The following is an 18,980-nucleotide window of genomic DNA, read 5'->3' as shown; positions in this document are numbered from 1 at the left end:
CTAATTATATGGGAAACCTCGTTTAAAGTAAAATAAAATTTCACATGAGAAATATGAGTTGAAATTTTATTTCACTACTCATATAATGAATTCAATCCAATGTTTTGGAAGGATAACAAACCGTTCGTGTTATCTAATCTAACATTTAAGTTTGGAGGTATTTTTCGAGCATCATTTGCAAAATACCACTTTATCAGGGAGGTGCTTGCTTTCAATGAATGGCGGCTTAATTCGTCTGCGGGAATTGCATGAATCGCTCAGTCCATCTGAGCACAAGATTGCCGCGTATATTTTGCAGAATCCGGATGAGATGATCCATCTGTCCATTGCCGAGCTGGCTGCAAAAAGCGGCTCAAGCCAGGCAGCCATTGTCCGACTGTGCAAGACGATCGGATTCAAGGGGTATCAGGAGCTTAAAATCAAAGTTGCTGGCGATTTACAGGGAAGAGATCCAGGAATCGTTGGCTATCAGGAAATTCGTCCGAACGATACCATTGCCGCGATTATGCAGAATGTATCGAACAATAACATCCAATCGATCCGCGATACGCTGAAAATTCTGGATGAAGAGATGGTGGAGCGGGCAGTGGAGGCGATTGACCGGGCGAAGCGGATTTACTTTTTTGGAGTGGGGGCTTCAAACCTCATTGCGATGGATGCCCAGCAGAAGTTTTTGCGGATCAACAAAACGAGCTTTTCGTTCGCCGACCCGCATGTGCAGCTGACCAGTGCCATAACGGCAACCGCCGAAGATACGGCTGTGTGCATTTCGTATTCCGGCGAGACGAAAGAAGTAATTCGCGCCGCGTCCATCGTCAAAGAGAACGGCGGCACCGTGATCAGCATCGCCAAATACGGCAATTCCACATTAAGCCGGAACGCAGACATATCGCTGTGTACCTCCGCCACCGAAAATGAAATCCGCAGCGGAGCGATGGCGTCAAGAATTACCCAGCTCAATCTGATTGACATTCTGTATCTCGCCGTAGCCAGCCGGAATTACGAGCAGTCCGTCACTTATCTGGAGAGAAGCAGGCAGCAAATCAAACGGCTGTAGCGCCTTGGGCAGGGTGCAGCATTGCCGCCAAATAACAAGAACATATGCAAAAGGGAGAGGAAACGATGAAAAAAAGTCTGTTGCTCTGTATGGTTGTTGTGCTGATGCTGATGAGCGCCTGCGGCAAATCGGGCGGAAACAAGGAAGCCGCAAGCCCGGATGACAAGGATACCGTTGTAGTCTGGACCTATCCGGTACACGGCACATATGAAGATGATCTGAAAGAAATGGTGGCCAATTTTCAAAAAGAGCATCCCAACATTACAGTGAAGACGGAAGTGCTGTCCTGGGCCGAGGGGCCGAAGAAATTTGACGTTGCCCTGAACGCCGGCAGCCCGCCGGACCTGTATTTTCACAGCGTGGACGGCACGTATGTTAATACCGGTCTTGCCCTTAATCTTGATCCCTACATGACCGACGACATCAAAACTGATTACCTGCCTGGAACGCTGGAGCTTGCACAGATTGGCGGCAAACAGTACGGGCTTCCGCTGTACCAGTTCCAGTGGGCTTGGGGAGGCAACAAGCGCATTCTGGAGGAAGCGGGTATTGATTGGGCCAAAATCCAGCAAGAAGGCTGGACCTGGTCACAGTTCAACGAGGCGGCGGCCAAGCTGACCAAAACCTTGAGCGACGGCTCAAAGCAATATCCGCTGGTTACGGACGGTACCTCGCTTGATTTTATCGAAGTGCTCTCCCGCAACAACAATATGCCTGATGTTCTGGATGAGTCCGGGGCGTTCCAATGGGGTGACGAGCGAATCGTCGAGACGCTGAATTTCATCAAAGGGCTGTTGGATAAAGGATATATGCCTAAGGAAACTGCGGCGATTGCCCCGGCCAAACGATCCGATATGTTCTATGCCGGACAGGCTGCGATTATTTCCAAAGCAATTCCGTATTATGACGTCATGATCCAGAACCGCAACAAGGACATTGATTCCGGCAAGGTAAAAGGTGAAAAAATCGATTTTGTGCTGCTGCCGGTTCCGCATAACGACAATGCTCCGGCCAAGACAACGATGGGGGCGGAAGGCTACATCGCCTTCAAACAGAAAAACGACAAAGGCGAGCAGCATGCCAAAAATACATTCCAAGTGCTTGAATACTTGAGCAATGCAAAAGCTGGAAATTCCTCTAATGAGCTGGTGCTGCCATTTGTGCGCAAATCCCAGGCGGACCTGTTCGCCGGCAAGGCGCTTGGCTCGGAAGAGACGATCAAGGCATCGGCGGCCATGGCCAAATATATCGTAAATCCGGTCACGTTGAAGCTCGATACGGCGACGGCCGCCAAAATGAAGCAGTTCAAGGAGCAGGTGGTGACACCAAACCTTCAGGCGCTCTATTCCGCAGAGAAAACGCCGGAGGCAATCGCCGAGGAGTTCAAGAGCAAAGGAACGCAAATGCTCGGCAAATAGACAGGAGGAGAGGAAGAGATGACGACAATCGCGCCAAAGCGGGTGCGCAGTTCCGCCGGGCGGTTATGGCGTGAATACGGATGGGCCTACTTGTTCATTTTGGCGCCCGTCCTGCTGTTTCTCGTGTTTACACTGTATCCGGTCGTCTCCGCCCTGATCATGAGCTTTCAACAGTACAACATTATGGATTCGACTTGGGTCGGACTGGACAATTACGAGCGGCTCGTGCAGGATGCGACCTTCTGGAAATCAATGCGCAATACGGTCATCTTTACGGTGTGCACGGTGCCGATGAACATTATCATCACCTTTGTGCTTGCATATCTGATCTACCAGATGAGGACAAAATGGCAGACTTTTTTCAAAGCAACGCTGTATCTGCCTGCGGTAGCTTCCGGTGTGACGATCTCCATCGTTTGGCTGGCCATTTTTGACCCGACCGATGTGGGTCTGCTCAACCGGTTCCTCGGCTGGTTCGGCTTCGATCCTGTCATTTGGCTGGGCCAGTCCAAAACCGCGCTGTTCTCCCTGATTCTGATGAACTGGCTGGGCTCGCACGGCGCAGGAATCATCCTGTATCTGGCCTCTATGGGCGGGGTGCCCAAATCGCTGTATGAGGCTGCCGACATTGACCATGCCAGCGGCTGGACCAAGTTCACACGCATTACCTGGCCTCTGCTGAAGCCGACGACGCTGTATTTGCTCGTTACGGGAGTAATTACTTCCTTCCAGGTATTTATTTCGGTGTATATGATGACCCAGGGCGGCCCCAACTTTGCGACCACGACAATTGCCTATTTAATCTACCAGACGGCGTTCGAATTTTATGAATTCGGCCTGGCTTCGGCCCAATCGTTCGTACTGGCATTCCTGATTATCCTGGTCTCTGTCATCCAGTTTAAATACTTCTCGAGCGATGTCGAGTATTAGGGCGAAGGGGTGAGCATTACATGAAAACCAGATCAAAAACCGTTTTTCTGGCCGTGGCGACCCTCATCCTTGTGGTGTGGGCGATCGTAACGATCATTCCGCTGTACTGGATGCTGATCGGCTCCGTGCAGGACTCGATGGCGACGGCCAGCTTCCGGCCCCGGATGATTCCCGAGGCGCTGTCGTTTGCGCCGTATGACCGTTTTTTTGCCAAAACGGCGGCCTGGCGCTGGCTGTTCAACTCCCTGCTGATTTCTACCGTGTTGACCGTAACCAACGTGTTTTTCGCTTCGCTGGCCGGGTATACCTTCTCCAAGTTGAAGTTCCCTGGCAGCAATGCGATATTCTGGGTGCTGCTTAGCACGATGATGATTCCGGCGCAGGTGACGCTGATCCCGCTATATATCTTGATCGTCAATGTGTTTAATCTTGGCGACAGCTACACCGCGATTATTCTGCCTACCGCAGTAACGGTCGGTAATATTTTTCTGATGAAGCAATACATGTCTTCGCTTCCGACCTCGCTGATTCATGCGGCCCGGATTGACGCCTGTAGCGAGTTCGGCATCTTCTGGAAGGTGATTCTGCCCATGGCCAAGCCGGGGCTGGCCGTGCTGGCGATCTTCACCTTTGTGGCCTCCTGGAACGAGTTTTTCTGGCCGTTCCTGATAACGAATTCGACGGAGATGCGGACGATCCAGGTGGGTCTGGCTTCCTTCGTTTTTGCCGAATCGACAGACTTTGGAGCGATTATGGCCGGGGCGACGGTTGGCGCGCTGCCGATGCTTATCTTGTTTTTCTCGCTGCAGCGGTATTTCCTGCAGGGAATTACCATCGGAGCGGTCAAAGGCTGAAGCGGCGGTCAGGCTTTGCTTGTATGGGAGAACGGCATAGTGATAAAACGGCATGGATGCCGCTCCCGGGATTTTGACAATGTCCATGTGTAAGTTTTTGTGGGGGAACTTAAAGGGGGAAAGGCTATGGCACGTGTTGAATTTCGCAATGTGCGCAAACAATTTAACGATCAGAACAAGCAGGCTTTTACAGCGGTGGCGGGCTCCGATTTTGTTATTCAAGATAAAGAATTTGTTGTGTTTGTTGGTCCGTCGGGCTGCGGCAAAACGACCTCGTTGCGGATGATAGCGGGCCTTGAGCAGCAGACGAGCGGTGATATCATCATCGGTGACCGCATCGTCAACAATCTCCACCCCAAGGACCGCGACATTGCCATGGTGTTCCAGGATTATGCGCTGTACCCGCACATGACGATCCGCGAGAACCTGTCCTTTGGCCTGCGTAATCTGAAGAAACCGAAGGATTATATCGAGCAAAAGGTCCGGGAAGCGGCAACGATCCTTGGGTTGGAGGATATGCTGGAGCGCAAACCGCGCGAGCTGTCCGGCGGGCAGCGTCAGCGGGTCGCCGTAGGCCGTGCGATTGTGCGCGATCCGCAGGTGTTCCTGTTCGATGAACCTCTCTCCAACCTGGATGCCAAGCTGCGTATTCAGATGCGGGTCGAGCTGGGCGAGCTTCATAAGCGGCTTGGCGCAACCATCGTTTATGTCACCCATGATCAGGTGGAGGCAATGACCCTGGGCGAGCGGATCGTCGTCATGAACAAAGGCGTCATTCAGCAGATTGCCTCACCGACAGAGCTGTATGCCAACCCGAAAAATATGTTCGTGGCCGGTTTTATCGGCTCCCCGGCGATGAACTTCATCAATGCCCGCGTGGAGCGGGGCCGCTTGCTCATATCCGGCGGAGAATTCGAGCTGCCGCAGGATGCCGCCACGGGACTTCAAGGATATGAAAGTGGCGAGGTCATTCTCGGCATCCGCCCGGAGCATATTTACGGCGAGGACTTTGCGCCGGGCGTTTCCGCTGAGCATCGGCTGAATGCACATATCAAGGTTGTGGAGCATCTTGGCTCCGAGAACCTGGTCTATTTTCACGTAGGTGAGAGATTGGTTACAGCCAAGGTGCATCCGGAGACCAAGGCGTACAACGGGCTGGATAAGCCGTTTATTCTCGACCTGGCCAAAGCGCGTTACTTCGATCCGGTGACGGAGGACAGAATCCTCTGGTAGTCGGACAACTCGGCAGCCGTTAAAAGCAAGCTGGACTGCTATGATAAAAGGGGGAGACAATCATGCGCAAGCTGAATGACGTTTTGGTTCGCACAGGATCAGAGGCGTTCAGGGAGATTATACCGATTACACTGCTCAGCCTCGCTGGCTCGGCCGTGCTGGTGCCAGTCGTCCTGTTCGCGCCGCTTGCCTTTGCGTTTATCCTGATTCCGCTCATTTATATGCCTTTGGTGTTCGGCGCGTTTTATGCCTATCACCGGAGAACGGAGGGGAACAAGTTCGCAATGCGGGAGATGTTCCGGGGGGCGTGGCGCGGCTTTGCACCTGCGGCGGTTTTCGGGCTGCTCTGTTCGCTGCTGGTGCTCATTCTGTGGTCCACCTGGTGGTATTACGGGGGACGCGAAGGGATACTGAGTCGGATGCTCGCGATCATCCAGACGTATTTTGTCGCTATGGTATTGGTCTCTCAGTTCTATACGCTCCAGCTTGTCATTCAGCAGAAGCTGGGCATTTTCAAGGCGATGGGAGAGAGCGTAAAGCTGTTCCTTCGCCATCCGGCCTATACGATAGGTGCTTTTTTTCAAGCACTGTGCGTCGGCGTGATGCTGGCCGTCACGGTTGTAGGTTTTGCCGCTTTGTACAACGGCGTTCTTGCCGTTTACCTCCATAAAGCGGCTTATAATGTGCTGCACCCGGATGAGGACAACGAAGCCGGGGAAGCGGCGGAGACTGGCGCTGGAATGGCGGGCGGGAGCCTGCGATGAGTGCCCGCGTGTGCAGTGGGGTGGACCGACTGGCCGCGGGGCTGTCACACCCGCTGCTGGAGGGGCGGCGGATCGGGCTGGTGACCAATCCGACTGGGATTACGGCGGATTTCCGTTCCACCGCCGAGGTCTGCCGCAGACTGGCATCGTCCCGGCTGATGGCTCTTTTTGCCTGCGAGCATGGCATACACGGGCAGTATCAGGCAGGCGTGAAGTTCGAAGATGAACGGGATGCTGTACTGGGGCTTCCGGTATACAGCCTGTATGGCAGACATAAAAAGCCTACCCCCGACATGCTGGTCGACCTGGATACGCTGGTTTTTGATATGCAGGACCTCGGGATGCGCTTCTATACGTATGTTTCCACCATGCTGTATATAATGGAAGCCTGCGCCGAGAATGGCAAAAGTCTGCTTATCCTTGACCGTCCCAATCCGCTGGGCGGGACCGTCTGCGAAGGCGGACTGCTGCAGGAAGGTTATGAATCCATGGTTGGCGCATGGTCAATGCCGATCCGCACCGGAAGGACTCTTGGAGAACTGGCGCGAATGGTCAACGATTTGAAAGGGCTGGGCTGCGATCTCGACGTGATTCCACTTGAGGGCTGGAGCCGCAGCATGCAATATACGGACACGGGGTTGCCCTGGATGCTGCCCTCGCCGAATATGCCGACCCTTGAGACAGTCAGAGCTTATGGGGGAACCTGTTTTTTTGAAGGGACCAATCTATCCGAGGGACGTGGCACCACCCGCCCTTTCGAGTGGATCGGCGCGCCTTGGCTGGATGGCGCTCGTCTGTCCGAATCCATGAATAAGCACCGACTGCCGGGGGTGCATGTGCACCCTGTATACGCTACCCCGGCCTTTTCCAAGTATCAGGGGGAATTGTGCGGCGGCGTGCGGTTGTTCATTACCGATCCGCAGCGTTACGAATCCGTAAATACAGGGCTGTTGCTGCTGCATGAGGTCAACGCCCTGTACCCGCAGGCATTCCGCTGGCTGGCCCCGCCGCAGGAAGGCTCCAGATATTTCATCGACCTGCTTACTGGAGGTGAAGAGGTGCGCCGCTCCATCGCGTCGGCAGCGGGTCTGCGCGATATTCAAGCATCCTGGCGGCAGGACAGCGCAGCTTGGAAGGAGCTGGCTCGCCCGTATCTGCTCTATACCTGAGCGAATGGCGAATACGGCGGCTGAAGCGGCAGGCGTGGTAACGCGGGGAAACATACATTGAAGCACATCGGGAAGATACAGAGCCGGATGGGCGCGACGACCGACGATATTGGGGCGAAAAACTGAACGATATTAAGACGCTAGGCTGGACGATATTATTGAAGCGAAGGGAGGAGCGGCTGTGAATATGGATTTGCGCAACACTGGGGGGCCGGGGGATGATCCCGATGCGATCCTCGCTGGCATGAGCCTTGCGGACAAAATCGGCCAAATGTTAATGTGTGGCTTTGAAGGAACTGTCCTGACGGATAAAGTTCGGGAGCTTGTCGCAACCGGCAAAATCGGGGGAATTATCTATTTCGCCCGCAATGTGGAGTCGCCGGAGCAGGTGGCACGGCTGACGGCGTCGTTGCAGCGTGCGGCTCTGGAGGGCGGGACGCCACCGCTTTTTATATCCATTGACCAGGAAGGCGGCATGGTGGCGCGGGTTACCGAGGGTGTTGCTCTAATGCCTGGCGGAATGGCAATTGCCGCGGCGGGGTCGGAAGCCGATGCTTATGAGGCGGCTTTTGTCAGCGGGAACGAGCTGGCGGCAATGGGCATCAATCTGAACTATGCTCCGGTGATGGATGTCAACAATAATGCGGACAATCCGGTAATCGGAGTCCGCTCCTTCGGGGAGTTGCCGCAGCGCGTGGCCGATTTCGGAGTGGCAACGTTGCGCGGGTTCCAGGATGCCGGTGTTGCCGCTACGGCGAAGCATTTTCCCGGCCATGGCGATACCGCCGTCGATTCCCATCTGGATCTGCCGACGGTGCCGCATGATCGGACTCGGATGGAGCAGGTGGAATTGGTGCCGTTCAGACGGGCAATTGCTGAAGGGGTGGATGCCATGATGTCGGCGCATATTTATTTTCCGGCGCTGGAACCGGAGAAGCTGCCCGTTACCCTGTCGAAGACGGTATTGACCGGACTGCTGCGCGAGGAGCTTGGTTTTGAAGGCATCATTATGACCGATTGCATGGAAATGAATGCGATCGCTGAACATTACGGAACAGTGGAAGCATCCGTAATGGCGATTGAAGCAGGCGCGGACATGATCCTGATCAGCCACCGCGCCGACCGCCAGCTTGCCGCCATTGCGGCGATCGGCCGGGCGGTAGCGGAGGGACGGCTGAGCGAGGCGCGCCTCGATGTGTCAGTGCGCCGACTGCTGGCCCTGAAGGCGAAGCGCGGTCTGCTTGGGGGCGGCGGTGCAGTAGGCCAGGCGTTATCCGGCCTGGCACGCTGCGGAACCGCAGCACACCTGGAGGTGGCGAGGCGGATCAGCGAAGCCAGCGTGACGCTGGTTCGCAACGATACGCCGGTGCTGCCACTGCGGCGGTTGCGCACGTTGGTGATTACGGCTGCTCCGATGGTCGCCACGCAGGTCGATGAATCCTTCGCGCCTGCTCCTGGCCTTGGTACGGCGCTGAGCAAGCATGGCCTGGAATGCGAAGACCGCGTCATTCCGTCCGATCAATTCGCACAGTACAGCGCAGAGCTGCTGGCGGTAGCCGCTGCGGAGGAAATCGGTCAGATTGTGCTTGGCACCTACAACGCCAGGTTTAATCCCGCGCAGGCCAAGCTGGCCGAAGCATTGCAGACGCTTGGCAAGCCAATGGCCGTCGTCGCGCTGCGCAATCCGTATGACCTGCTCGTCATGCCGGGCGTGCAGGTCTATGCCGCCGTTTACGAGAGTCGTCCGCTCGCGCTGGAGAGTGCGGCCAAAGCGCTACTCGGGGAAATTCCTTTCCGCGGGCGGCTACCAGTCTCACTGGGCTCCGCCTATCCGGCGGGGTGGGGAATGAGCCTATGATCGGCACACTCTGGAACAAAACTAACGCCACTGTAGTCGGCCTGATGTCCGGTACCTCGCTGGACGGCATTGATGCCGCAGTGGTGTCTATTGAAGGCTGCGGAATGGATGCGCGGGTGAAGCTGCTGCATTATTACAGCGTGCCTTATGAAGCTGCGCTCCGCGAGCGGCTCAAGTCGCTGTGCACCGTGGAGCATTCATCGGTAGAACTGGTATGCGGCATGAATGTCTATTTGGCCGAACGGTTTGCCGAGGCGGCAGTTGAGGCGGTGCGCGGCGCCGGAATGGAGATGGAAGAGATCGACTTGATCAGCTCCCATGGACAGACCGTCTGGCATATCCCGGAAAAAGCCAGCCATGATCCCCATCTGCTCCGTTCCACCTTGCAGCTTGGAGATTTGTCCGTGCTGGCCAAACGAACGGGCCGTTACGTTGTCGGGGACTTCCGCCCGGCTGACATGGCCGTCGGCGGTCAGGGAGCGCCGCTGGTTCCGTACGGCGACCTGATCCTCTTCCGGCATCCTGAAAAAGGACGGTTGCTCCAGAATATCGGTGGTATCGGCAACTGCACCATATTGCCGCCTTCGTGCACTCCTCAACAGGTCTTCGCGTTCGATACTGGTCCAGGCAACATGGTTATTGATCAGGTGGTGCACCTGCTGACGGATGGCCGCTTGTCCTACGACGAGGACGGAGCCTGGGCATCGCAGGGCCAGTCCGACGGGACGCTGGTATCAGAAATGCTGGAGCATCCCTATTTCGCCCGGAAGCCGCCGAAGTCGACCGGCCGGGAAATATTCGGCAAAGACTATGCCCGGCAGTTCGTAGCTTCGGCCCGGCAGCGCGGGCTTGACGGTGCGGATATGGTGGCAACAGCCACCGCCTTTACCGCCCGGACGATCGCCGACGGCTACCGCCGCCATGTGTTTCCGGTGTGCCGGATGGATGAAGTGATCGTCAGCGGCGGAGGCGCGCATAACCGCACGCTGCTGGCAATGCTGGAACGTCTGCTGCCGGAGCTGAAGGTGCTGACTTCAGGAGCGCTCGGAGTGAGCGACGATGCCAAAGAAGCCGTTATTTTTGCGCTGCTTGGCAACGATTTTATGCATGGTCTCTGCAATAATCTGCCTTCCGCCACCGGAGCGGAACGCCCTACCGTAATGGGGAAGCTGGCCTTCCCCTAATGGAACATAACAACGTCGTCCTGTCAGGGTGGCGTCTGTTTATTTTGCGAGCTCAATATCCGCAGGATACTCGTCAAAAAGAATAAAGGTTACCGAATCGCCCGGGTAAGCCTATCCTTTTTTGTGAAACCAAAGTAAACAAAAATAAAACAAAATAAAATCTGTGTTTAATTGTTGACATCAAAACAAAATAAAGATAAAATTACATATGTGAAATATTTCACTTTAAAGAATGGTTCCGTATTTAGCGAGGCATCAAGAAGTGAATCCTTTAGGAGGCCGATGTTTATGAGCGCACATGTATTTTTTGTACCGTCTATCAATCTAATGGGAAAAGGCTGTTTGCATGAAGTTGGACCCTATATAAAAGAACTGAATTTAAACAAAGCACTTGTTGTGACGGATAAGTTTTTGATGAAAAGCGGTATTGCAGGCAAGGTCACATCCGTGTTGGATGAGATTGGCTTGGACTATATGGTATATGATGAGGTCAAACCCAATCCGACCTGTAAAAATGTACATGATGGCGTTCAATTTCTGCAAGAAAACGGATGTGACTTTTTAATTTCCATTGGTGGAGGATCTCCACAGGATACGGCTAAGGGAATCGGCATTATTGCTACCAATGGGGGACATATAACCGAGTATGAGGGCGTTCATAAAGCCAAGCATAAATCGCTGCCTATTGTCGCTATTAATACCACGGCAGGAACATCGGCTGAAATCACGATCAATTATGTCATTACGGACGAAGAGCGCAAGGTCAAAATGGTTATGGTTGACAAGAATAGTGTAGCTACTATTTCGGTCAACGACCCTGAACTGATGGTTGACAAACCCGCCGCGTTAACGGCAGCTACAGGATTAGATGCTTTGACCCATGCCATTGAAGCTTTGGTTACTCCAGGTTCCTATCCTGTTACGGATGCGACCGCTTTGGCAGCAGTAGAGATTATTTTTAATCATTTGGCCCGTACGGTGAGAAACGGCCATGATATAGAAGCTCGTGAGCAAATGGTTTTCGCCATCTTCTTGGGAGGACTTGCGTTTAATAATGCTGGATTGGGTTACGTTCATGCCATGGCGCATCAGCTTGGCGGCGTATACGATTTGCCTCATGGTGTTTGCAATGCCATGCTACTGCCGATTGTGGAGGAGGAGAACGCGAAGCATGTACCAGAGAAGTTTCGTGCCATCGCTAAGGTTATCGGTTTTGAAGACAAGGGGAAAACAGATAAGGAATGCGCAGATTATGTCATCCAAAGAATTAAAGACCTGTCGAAGGAAGTAGGGATTCCCTCCAAACTTTCTGAACTGGGTGTAAATGAAGTGGATTTGGATCTGCTTGCCGAAAACTCCATGAAGGATGCTTGCGCTCCGGGCAATCCGTTCATACCTACCAAAGAACAAGTCATCAAGATGTTTAAGAAAATTCTTTAAATAAAAGCTGATATTATTTTGTTATATACTATAAGGGCTGTCCCAGGAAATCATCGATGAACACTGGGAACGGCCCTTTCGCATTTTCTGCTAAGAGATTTGTGAGACTAGAGATAAGACAACCCCATTAAATATTAATGGCACGACTCTCTCGGCTAAGGCCGCAGGGGATTCTTTTTTTCCCTCCACATTCCAGCGAAAGGTTACACCATAAATGGACCAGCTTAAAATAGTTACAGCAAGTTCTAACGTTCTTTGATCTGTATTGTTTGTTTCTCTTGTTATGATCTGAAGTATGAATTGCTCTAATTGATTCTTGATATGTTCTTCCAGGATCGGCGCCACTGAATTATATTTATGGACGCATTGGTTACTTGTGTCATGATAGTCACATAATGAAAGAATAAGCTTCTGAATGGTCTCCTCGGTCAAATGTGCCTCAGCATCAATTCTATTGATTACATACTTCGAAAATCCATCTGACAAAAGGGTTTCAAGCAGTGCATATTTATCTTGAAAATGTGCATAGAACGTAGCACGGTTAATGGTGGCTTTTTGGGTAATGTCATTGATCGTAATAGTGTAGAAGTCTTTCTTATTTAATTGGTCAACGAATGCGTCGAGAATTAATCTACGTGTTCGAATGACGCGCGGATCGTTTGGGTTGGGTGAAGTTACACCAGGCATCCTCAAGACACTCCTTTCAGGTAAATCGAATGATTCCCCCATTATAAACATGTGTTGTTTTGTCAACAAGTGAATTTAGTTATACAACAATTTCATAACCCTTTTGGTTAAGCAACAGAATGAACATTTTGTTGGTTGAATGATAAATTAAACATTGCTAACATTTCAATTGCACACCGCTTGATGGTGTACCAAATTTTTATATAAATGCTAAACACGATAAAAGAAAATGGAGGAGATACTATTCATGAGTAATCAACAGCAAAATGTCCATTCAACAGAAGCTTTATTTCAACCTTATACCATTCATAATCTGACCTTACAGACTCGTATTGTAATGCCCGCCATGGGCCGCGCCTTTTCGCCAAATGGTGTACCAGGACCGGATGTAGCCGCTTATTATCGCCGTCGCGCAGAGAATGGTGTAGGTCTTATTATTACTGAAGGTGCAGTGATTGACCATCCGGCTGGAACAAGTGAGCCGAGGGTGCCAAATTTTTATGGGGAAGCGGCTTTAAACGGTTGGGCTGAAGTGGTCAGACAGGTTCATGAAGCCGGTAGCAAAATTTTTCCACAAATTTGGCATATGGGGATGGCTCGTCCGTTGGGATCTCAGCCGAACCCGGAAGCGCTGTCGATTGGTCCATCGGGGCTGGACTTGGAAGGAAATAAAGTGACCGAGCCGATGACAGAAGAAGAAATCATCAAGGTCATTGGGGCCTATGCCGATGCAGCTGCGAATGCAAAACGACTGGGCTTTGACGGCGTTGAAATTCATGGAGCGCACGGCTATCTGGTTGATCAATTCTTTTGGGAGAGAACGAACCAACGTACGGATCGCTATGGTGGCGATATCATAAAGCGTGCTCAATTCGCCATTGAGCTTGTGGAAGCTATTCGTGCTGAGGTTGGCCCTGACTACCCTATTGTCATGCGCCTATCCCAATGGAAAATGAATGATTACAACGCAAAGCCGTTCGATACACCGGATAAACTGGAGCAATTCCTGAATGTATTAGTACAAGCGGGCGTGGACATCTTCCATTGCTCGACACGTCGCTTTTGGGTACCTGAATTTGAAGGCTCCGATCTGAGTTTTGCCGGATGGGTGAAGAAGCTGACTGGAAAAACCACGATTACGGTTGGCTCTGTAGGCCTGGATGAGGATTTTGTAAGTCTCTATACGGAAGGGAAAGAGGCAGGACACCAAGATATTAATGAACTTCTGGAACGGCTGGACAACAATGAATTTGATTTGGTAGCTGTTGGGCGTGCGCTTCTGGGCGATCCTGCATGGGCTACGAAAATACGTGAAGGTCGAATTCATGATCTTCAAGCCTTCACACCTGAGGCACTTAAAATGCTCAACTAAAATATCTCACGCTTCGGACCCTCTTCATTTCATAAAATAAACAATGTAAGCCAAAATACTCAAAGTCATGTAAGGAACTTCGGGTATTTTGGCTTTTTAATGCGTCTGTGAGATGAGAGCATTCATACATTAGAACCAGATAAGACTGACAAAAAATACTTGATATATATAGATGTCTATGTAATAATGCTTGTATGTTAAAAAATAATGCAGCTGCACTGATAGGAACCATTAGAGACTCGATCAATAAATTGATCGTGTCTGAGCTTGAATCAAATGGAGTTGAAGGGATTGTTCCTACCCATGGTGGAATATTAATGTTCCTCTATCAAAAGGACGGGCTTTCCATTAAGGAATTGACGCAGAAAATTTCTCGTCAGCAGCCCACAGTCACTGTTTTGATCGACAAGCTAGTGAAGTTGGGGTATGTCGAAAGAAAAAAAGAAAGGGAGGATAGCAGAGTTACCCTGATTTATCTGACCGATAAGGGGAAAGAGCTGGAGCCTGTATTTGAGGCGATCTCCAATAGATTAAAAGAAACCATTTATGGTGGTCTCAAAGACGAAGAAAAAGAACAACTGGAATATCTGCTGGAACATGTAAAAAACAGATTATAAATTTTTTTGTGTAAATGTATAGATATCTATATGAATACCAAAATAACAATAAAACATCTGGAGGTTATTGAAATGAAACATCTTATCATCTATGCTCATTCAAACGCTGAAAGTTTCAATCATGCGATACTGGAAACCGTTGTAAATACCTTGAAAGAAAAAGGCGATGAAGTCGTTGTACGCGATCTATATGCCCTTGATTTTCAACCTGTATTAAAACCTGAGGATACTGCCGCTATGAGAGCTGGGCAAACTCCGGCTGATATCAAAGTAGAGCAGGAATTTATCTCGCAGTCCGATACGATCACCTTTATTTCTCCCATTTGGTGGACAGGTCTTCCTGCAATCCTGAAAGGTTACGTTGATCGTGTATTTGCCTACGGCTTTGCATATACGGCTGGTCCGGAAGGGATTAATAAGCTCCTTACAGGTAAAAAAGGTTTTATTGTGAATACACACGGTACCCCCAACGCGATCTACGATGAAATCGGAATGAGCGCAGGATTGAAGATCACTTCAGATACGGGTATTTTTGATTTCGTTGGAATTGAATCCGTTGGTCATTTACTGCTTGGAAGTATCGGCTACCTTGATGAAGATGGCTATAAAGGACTGTTGAAGCAAGTCCAAGACACCGTCAAATCGGTGTTATAACGAAACTATATTATCACCTTAAAAGGCTGTTCTTACCGTTAAGAAATGTACGGCAGTCTTCAAATGATGAGGTCAACCAGCATTTACTGGTTGGCCTTTTCTTCTATATAAGCTGACTCCGAATGCGCAGTGGCAATACATGAAACCTTTAAGTTCAGTTTATATAGATGCTAATATCCTTCGACGGTTTTGGAATTTCCCTCTACGATTAAGGACATGTAAACGTCAATAGGATCCTCACTTTCAACTTTAAAACCAAACCGTTCATAAAGACGTCTGGCAGAGCTTCCTTGCAGGACATTTAAGGTTACGCGGTTTCCTTTTACATCATTTTGTTCAAGTAGATTTCTTAATACTTGATTGCCGACTCCTTTACCTTGGTAATTGGGATGAATATAAAAATGCTCCAATAAATAACCGTCTAACGTCGGTTTAAAAGCTATGCAACCAACAAAAGAAGAATCTACTTCGATGATCCAGGTATGTACAGAGTCGAATGCATCACGGAAGCGTTGACGAACTTTTTCTTCATCAAATCTTCCTAACCTGGTTAAATCGTTACGCAGTACAATGGCCCGTAAATTAGCAATGGTTTCAACATCGGAATTTTGGGATTGGCGAAGAGTAAATGGTTTCATCTAATGTAACAACTCCTCTATGTGTTAAAATTCACAAATAATTCATTGCTATTATCGTCAGTAATTCATTATAGTACATAGTATTAATAGTTAACTATATGTATTATGCGTTTTACGGAGGTTCACTATGAAAGATTATGAATTAAGGGATGATTTGAGAGAATCCGTTAACCGGATTTATGACATGGAATTATTCAGCAGCCTGACGGAGCTTATCCAAGGGGAAAACCATGTGCTTCAATATTTAGTTCAGCATCAAGATGATGAAATTAATCCATCCTTACTCAGTGACCACCTGCATGTATCCAGATCAAGAATTACGGCAGCGCTTACGGCCTTAAGAAAAAAAGGCTATGTGACCATGGAAATGTCTGAGCATGACAGACGACGAATGTGTGTAAGGCTCACATCAGAAGGTGCATCCCTGATTAAACAAAAACAAGAGAGAATTGAAGGCTATTTTGAAGCACTGGTAGAGGGTTTGGGTGAGGACGATGTCAAGGAATTTATACGATTGATCGAGCTTTCCATAAGTATCATGAATGCGGATTCTTCTACTGGAAAAATAACATAATGTGAGGGTGTACAGGATGAGGTATAAAATAGTAGCAGATAGCTGCTGTGACTTAACGCCAGAGCTTAGAGAAGAAATGAAAATCACGACGATCCCGTTAAACATGACTTTGGGAGAAAAATGCTTTATAGATGATGAAACGCTAGATTTACCTCAGTTTATGGAAGAAATGAAAGCCTGTACAACCAAGATCGGATCGGCTTCACCGTCACCTATGCTGTATAAGGAAGCATTTCAAGGTGAGCATACTTCTTTTGCCATTACAATATCCAGCAATCTGTCCAGTTCGTATTCAAGTGCATTGGTTGGTAAGGATATGGCGGAGGAAGAAGGGGCTGATGTTCATGTATTCGATTCGAAAAGCGCATCGGCTGGACAAATATTGTTAGCTCTAAAATTACGCAAGCTGATCGACGAGGGGTATCATAAAGGAGAGATTATTTCTTCACTGGAAAGCTTTATCACGAAGATGAAAACCTATTTTGTGCTAGAGAACCTGGACAATCTGGTGAAGAACGGACGAATGAATAAAATTACGGGAAAGATACTTTCATTCCTGCATATCAGACCCATTTTGGGTTCAGACGGTGACGGAAATATCGCATTGTTTACCCAAGCGCGTGGTCAAAATCAAATCATTGAAAAGCTGGCAGATACAATTGAAAGAAGTGGTCGGGCTACGGAGGGGGAAAGCATTGTAATTACCCATTGTAATAATCCCGGGCTTGCGGAGAAGCTAATGAATGCGTTGAAGAACCGCTATCAATTTAAGGATATTCTGATTGTGTCCACCAGAGGAATCAGTTCGATGTATGCCAATGACAAAGGAATTATTATGGCGTTTTAAGCTATTGGAGTGAATGATACTCACTTATTAAATCAAGGTTTATGCCAATTCGAGCCTGAGTTGGGGTAAGCCTTTTTGATATGCTGATAAACACATTGAAATACTATGAAAAATATGGAGCAGGGGAAAAAATATGACTCATACGAATATCGAAGATTCGTTACGTTTTTATGTGAATACCATGGGGTTTGAAGTACAAGGAAAGTTTGATACCCGGTTATTTGTGTCCGCAGGCGGGTATTATCACCATATTGGCGGCAATGTTGGAATGGAGAAGGTAACCCCCATCCTCCCGCTCATGCGACAGGGGTTAAGGAAATTATACTGCTGCTTCCTGACGATGGATCTTTGTGGAAGCTAAAAAACACATAGAGCTTGACGGCCATGCAACCCATGGAGAAGAGAATGGATTTTCTGCCATGACCCAAGCGGAAACAAGCTGGTGTTTGATATTAGCAGATGAGCAGGCAGGTCAGCCATACGTTAAACCGGATGTATCCATGTCTAACTTAATTTTTTGATAACGACAGAAGCGTTTACGTTGGCTTGGGTACCTCCAGCCAAGGTTTGCAGGGTAACCGCAGCGGCAGAGCTATGATTTCGCAGGGTAAGAACATCACCGGATGCTAGAGCGAGGATGGCCTGCCCTGTGTTTTGCTGCGTACCAGCTCCTGAGCCGTATATGGTTCCTGCTGCCAGAGTGCCATTGATAAATATGGCAAATTGGCCTGGCTCTACACCCGATACTGAAAAGTTAACTTCATAGTTCCCCGCATCGGTAACTGCAATCTGCGTAGTGCCGGGAGCGTGGGTAATTCCAGGTGTAAGTATACCGTTCGTATCGAAAATGACATCCGCTTCTATTGGAACGACTCGGGATCCTAAGTTGTAGATATAACCAAACTGAGCTATTCCACCTGCGGTTCCTGTAGCTCCCGTAGCCCCGGTGGACCCCGTCGCTCCTGCGGTACCCGTAGCCCCAGTGGCACCTACCGCACCCGCAGGACCTACAGGACCGACCGCCCCTGCAACGCCCGCAGGACCTGCTGGACCGACTGCCCCTGGAATGCCCGCAGGACCTACGGGACCTACTGGTCCTACCGCACCCGCAGCTCCAACAGCGCCCGCAGTGCCCACAGCCCCCGCTGCGCCTACATTTCCGGCAGTCCCAACGGTGCCCGCAGTACCCACATTTCCGGCAGCCCCGACATTTCCCGCAGTTCCGACGGCTCCAGCAGCACCCACAGTGCCCGCTGCACCTACGTTACCTGCTACACCTATAGCTCCAGTTGCGCCTGTTATACCTAAAACATTTTGAGGTATATTTACACGGACGATTTGCTTTCTGACGACGATTTCCTTGCAAAAGCACTTTCGTTTCGAATGGCATTTTCTCTTCGGACGTTTTTTACCAAACCAAGAGCGGATAAAAACGTCTTTTTTACGGCCTTTCTTTCGTTTCAATTCGGGACGACCCAATACAAACACCTCCATATCGATTTGTTGTATACTACTCCATTCATCCAAGGCAGGCATGGACATCTGTCCTGTGGTTGATAGGCAATGATCTATTTTTGGATAAAAATGGGTCTTTGTACAGGTACATTCATCTAGTTATATAAAAATAGCGCCCCCGGCCGTTACCTTGGTTCACACCAAGGAACAGCCGAAGGCGCCAGAAGAA

General features: G+C 49.9%; 19 protein-coding genes. 16 read left to right on the top strand and 3 right to left on the bottom strand.

The features are described 5' to 3' along the window. Positions 1–214: 214 nt before the first annotated feature. The 10 genes from ABH897_RS01830 (at position 215) to ABH897_RS01785 (ending at position 11,907) form a co-directional block, all read left to right on the top strand. Entirely contained in the window at positions 215–1,057 is an 843-nt protein-coding gene (locus ABH897_RS01830) for a MurR/RpiR family transcriptional regulator (RefSeq protein WP_283655577.1), read from the top strand. Between the two features lie 65 nt (positions 1,058–1,122). Then, entirely contained in the window at positions 1,123–2,475 is a 1,353-nt protein-coding gene (locus ABH897_RS01825) for an ABC transporter substrate-binding protein (protein ID WP_404591046.1), read from the top strand. Positions 2,476–2,493: 18 nt separating this feature from the next. Further along, positions 2,494–3,405: a carbohydrate ABC transporter permease gene (locus ABH897_RS01820; protein WP_283655579.1), complete on the top strand. Its 912-nt coding sequence runs from the start codon at positions 2,494–2,496 to the stop codon at positions 3,403–3,405. A 20-nt stretch (positions 3,406–3,425) separates the two neighbouring features. Beyond that, complete coding sequence (locus ABH897_RS01815) at positions 3,426–4,259, top strand: carbohydrate ABC transporter permease (RefSeq protein WP_283655580.1); 834 nt, start codon at positions 3,426–3,428, stop codon at positions 4,257–4,259. 126 nt (positions 4,260–4,385) lie between these two features. Next, on the top strand, positions 4,386–5,492 hold the full coding sequence (locus ABH897_RS01810) for an ABC transporter ATP-binding protein (RefSeq protein WP_283655581.1): 1,107 nt from the start codon (positions 4,386–4,388) through the stop codon (positions 5,490–5,492). Positions 5,493–5,554: 62 nt separating this feature from the next. Further along, a complete protein-coding gene (locus ABH897_RS01805) occupies positions 5,555–6,256 on the top strand; it encodes a hypothetical protein (RefSeq protein ID WP_404519287.1) in 702 nt (233 codons plus the stop codon). Positions 6,257–6,336: 80 nt separating this feature from the next. Then, positions 6,337–7,425 (top strand): DUF1343 domain-containing protein, encoded by a 1,089-nt coding sequence (locus ABH897_RS01800; protein WP_404591043.1) that lies wholly within the window; start codon positions 6,337–6,339, stop codon positions 7,423–7,425. Positions 7,426–7,612: 187 nt separating this feature from the next. Further along, positions 7,613–9,283, top strand: a complete 1,671-nt coding sequence (gene nagZ, locus ABH897_RS01795) for a beta-N-acetylhexosaminidase (protein WP_404519307.1) — start codon at positions 7,613–7,615, stop codon at positions 9,281–9,283. Next, positions 9,280–10,467 (top strand): anhydro-N-acetylmuramic acid kinase, encoded by a 1,188-nt coding sequence (locus tag ABH897_RS01790; protein WP_283655584.1) that lies wholly within the window; start codon positions 9,280–9,282, stop codon positions 10,465–10,467. Before nagZ ends, ABH897_RS01790 begins: the two co-directional genes overlap by 4 nt. Positions 10,468–10,755: 288 nt before the next feature. After that, entirely contained in the window at positions 10,756–11,907 is a 1,152-nt protein-coding gene (locus tag ABH897_RS01785; protein WP_283655585.1) for an iron-containing alcohol dehydrogenase, read from the top strand. A 90-nt stretch (positions 11,908–11,997) separates the two neighbouring features. On the opposite strand, the gene ABH897_RS01780 is transcribed toward ABH897_RS01785, so the two are convergent. Then, the gene (locus tag ABH897_RS01780; RefSeq protein WP_404519283.1) at positions 11,998–12,594 is read right to left on the bottom strand and encodes a TetR family transcriptional regulator; all 597 of its coding nucleotides are present in this window, start codon (positions 12,592–12,594) and stop codon (positions 11,998–12,000) included. Positions 12,595–12,841: 247 nt separating this feature from the next. Between ABH897_RS01780 and ABH897_RS01775 the strand changes: the two genes are divergently transcribed. The 3 genes from ABH897_RS01775 to ABH897_RS01765 all read left to right on the top strand — a co-directional run bounded on the left by ABH897_RS01775 (position 12,842) and on the right by ABH897_RS01765 (position 15,237). Further along, positions 12,842–13,966 (top strand): NADH:flavin oxidoreductase, encoded by a 1,125-nt coding sequence (locus ABH897_RS01775; RefSeq protein WP_404591041.1) that lies wholly within the window; start codon positions 12,842–12,844, stop codon positions 13,964–13,966. Between the two features lie 194 nt (positions 13,967–14,160). Next, on the top strand, positions 14,161–14,583 hold the full coding sequence (locus tag ABH897_RS01770; protein ID WP_283655588.1) for a MarR family winged helix-turn-helix transcriptional regulator: 423 nt from the start codon (positions 14,161–14,163) through the stop codon (positions 14,581–14,583). Positions 14,584–14,655: 72 nt separating this feature from the next. Continuing rightward, a complete protein-coding gene (locus ABH897_RS01765) occupies positions 14,656–15,237 on the top strand; it encodes an NAD(P)H-dependent oxidoreductase (protein WP_283655589.1) in 582 nt (193 codons plus the stop codon). 170 nt (positions 15,238–15,407) lie between these two features. On the opposite strand, the gene ABH897_RS01760 is transcribed toward ABH897_RS01765, so the two are convergent. Continuing rightward, positions 15,408–15,875, bottom strand: coding sequence for a GNAT family N-acetyltransferase (locus ABH897_RS01760; RefSeq protein ID WP_283655590.1), 468 nt, complete (start codon positions 15,873–15,875; stop codon positions 15,408–15,410). Positions 15,876–16,002: 127 nt separating this feature from the next. On the opposite strand from ABH897_RS01760, the gene ABH897_RS01755 reads away from it, so the two are divergent. From ABH897_RS01755 to ABH897_RS01745, 3 genes are all read left to right on the top strand, one after another. Beyond that, positions 16,003–16,449: a MarR family winged helix-turn-helix transcriptional regulator gene (locus ABH897_RS01755; protein WP_283655591.1), complete on the top strand. Its 447-nt coding sequence runs from the start codon at positions 16,003–16,005 to the stop codon at positions 16,447–16,449. 16 nt (positions 16,450–16,465) lie between these two features. Then, entirely contained in the window at positions 16,466–17,296 is an 831-nt protein-coding gene (locus tag ABH897_RS01750; RefSeq protein ID WP_283655592.1) for a DegV family protein, read from the top strand. A 133-nt stretch (positions 17,297–17,429) separates the two neighbouring features. Beyond that, positions 17,430–17,657, top strand: coding sequence for a VOC family protein (locus ABH897_RS01745; protein WP_283655593.1), 228 nt, complete (start codon positions 17,430–17,432; stop codon positions 17,655–17,657). Positions 17,658–17,800: 143 nt separating this feature from the next. Here the strand turns inward: ABH897_RS01745 and ABH897_RS01740 are convergent, their stop codons facing one another. After that, positions 17,801–18,598, bottom strand: coding sequence for a BclA C-terminal domain-containing protein (locus tag ABH897_RS01740; RefSeq protein WP_404519306.1), 798 nt, complete (start codon positions 18,596–18,598; stop codon positions 17,801–17,803). Positions 18,599–18,980 lie beyond the last annotated feature (382 nt).

It is taken from the genome of Paenibacillus sp. RC73 (genome assembly GCF_044908085.1).
Taxonomy (GTDB): domain Bacteria; phylum Bacillota; class Bacilli; order Paenibacillales; family Paenibacillaceae; genus Paenibacillus; species Paenibacillus terrae_A.
Note: the sequence above shows the minus strand (reverse complement) of the source record. Positions and strands in the feature narration are given on the sequence as shown.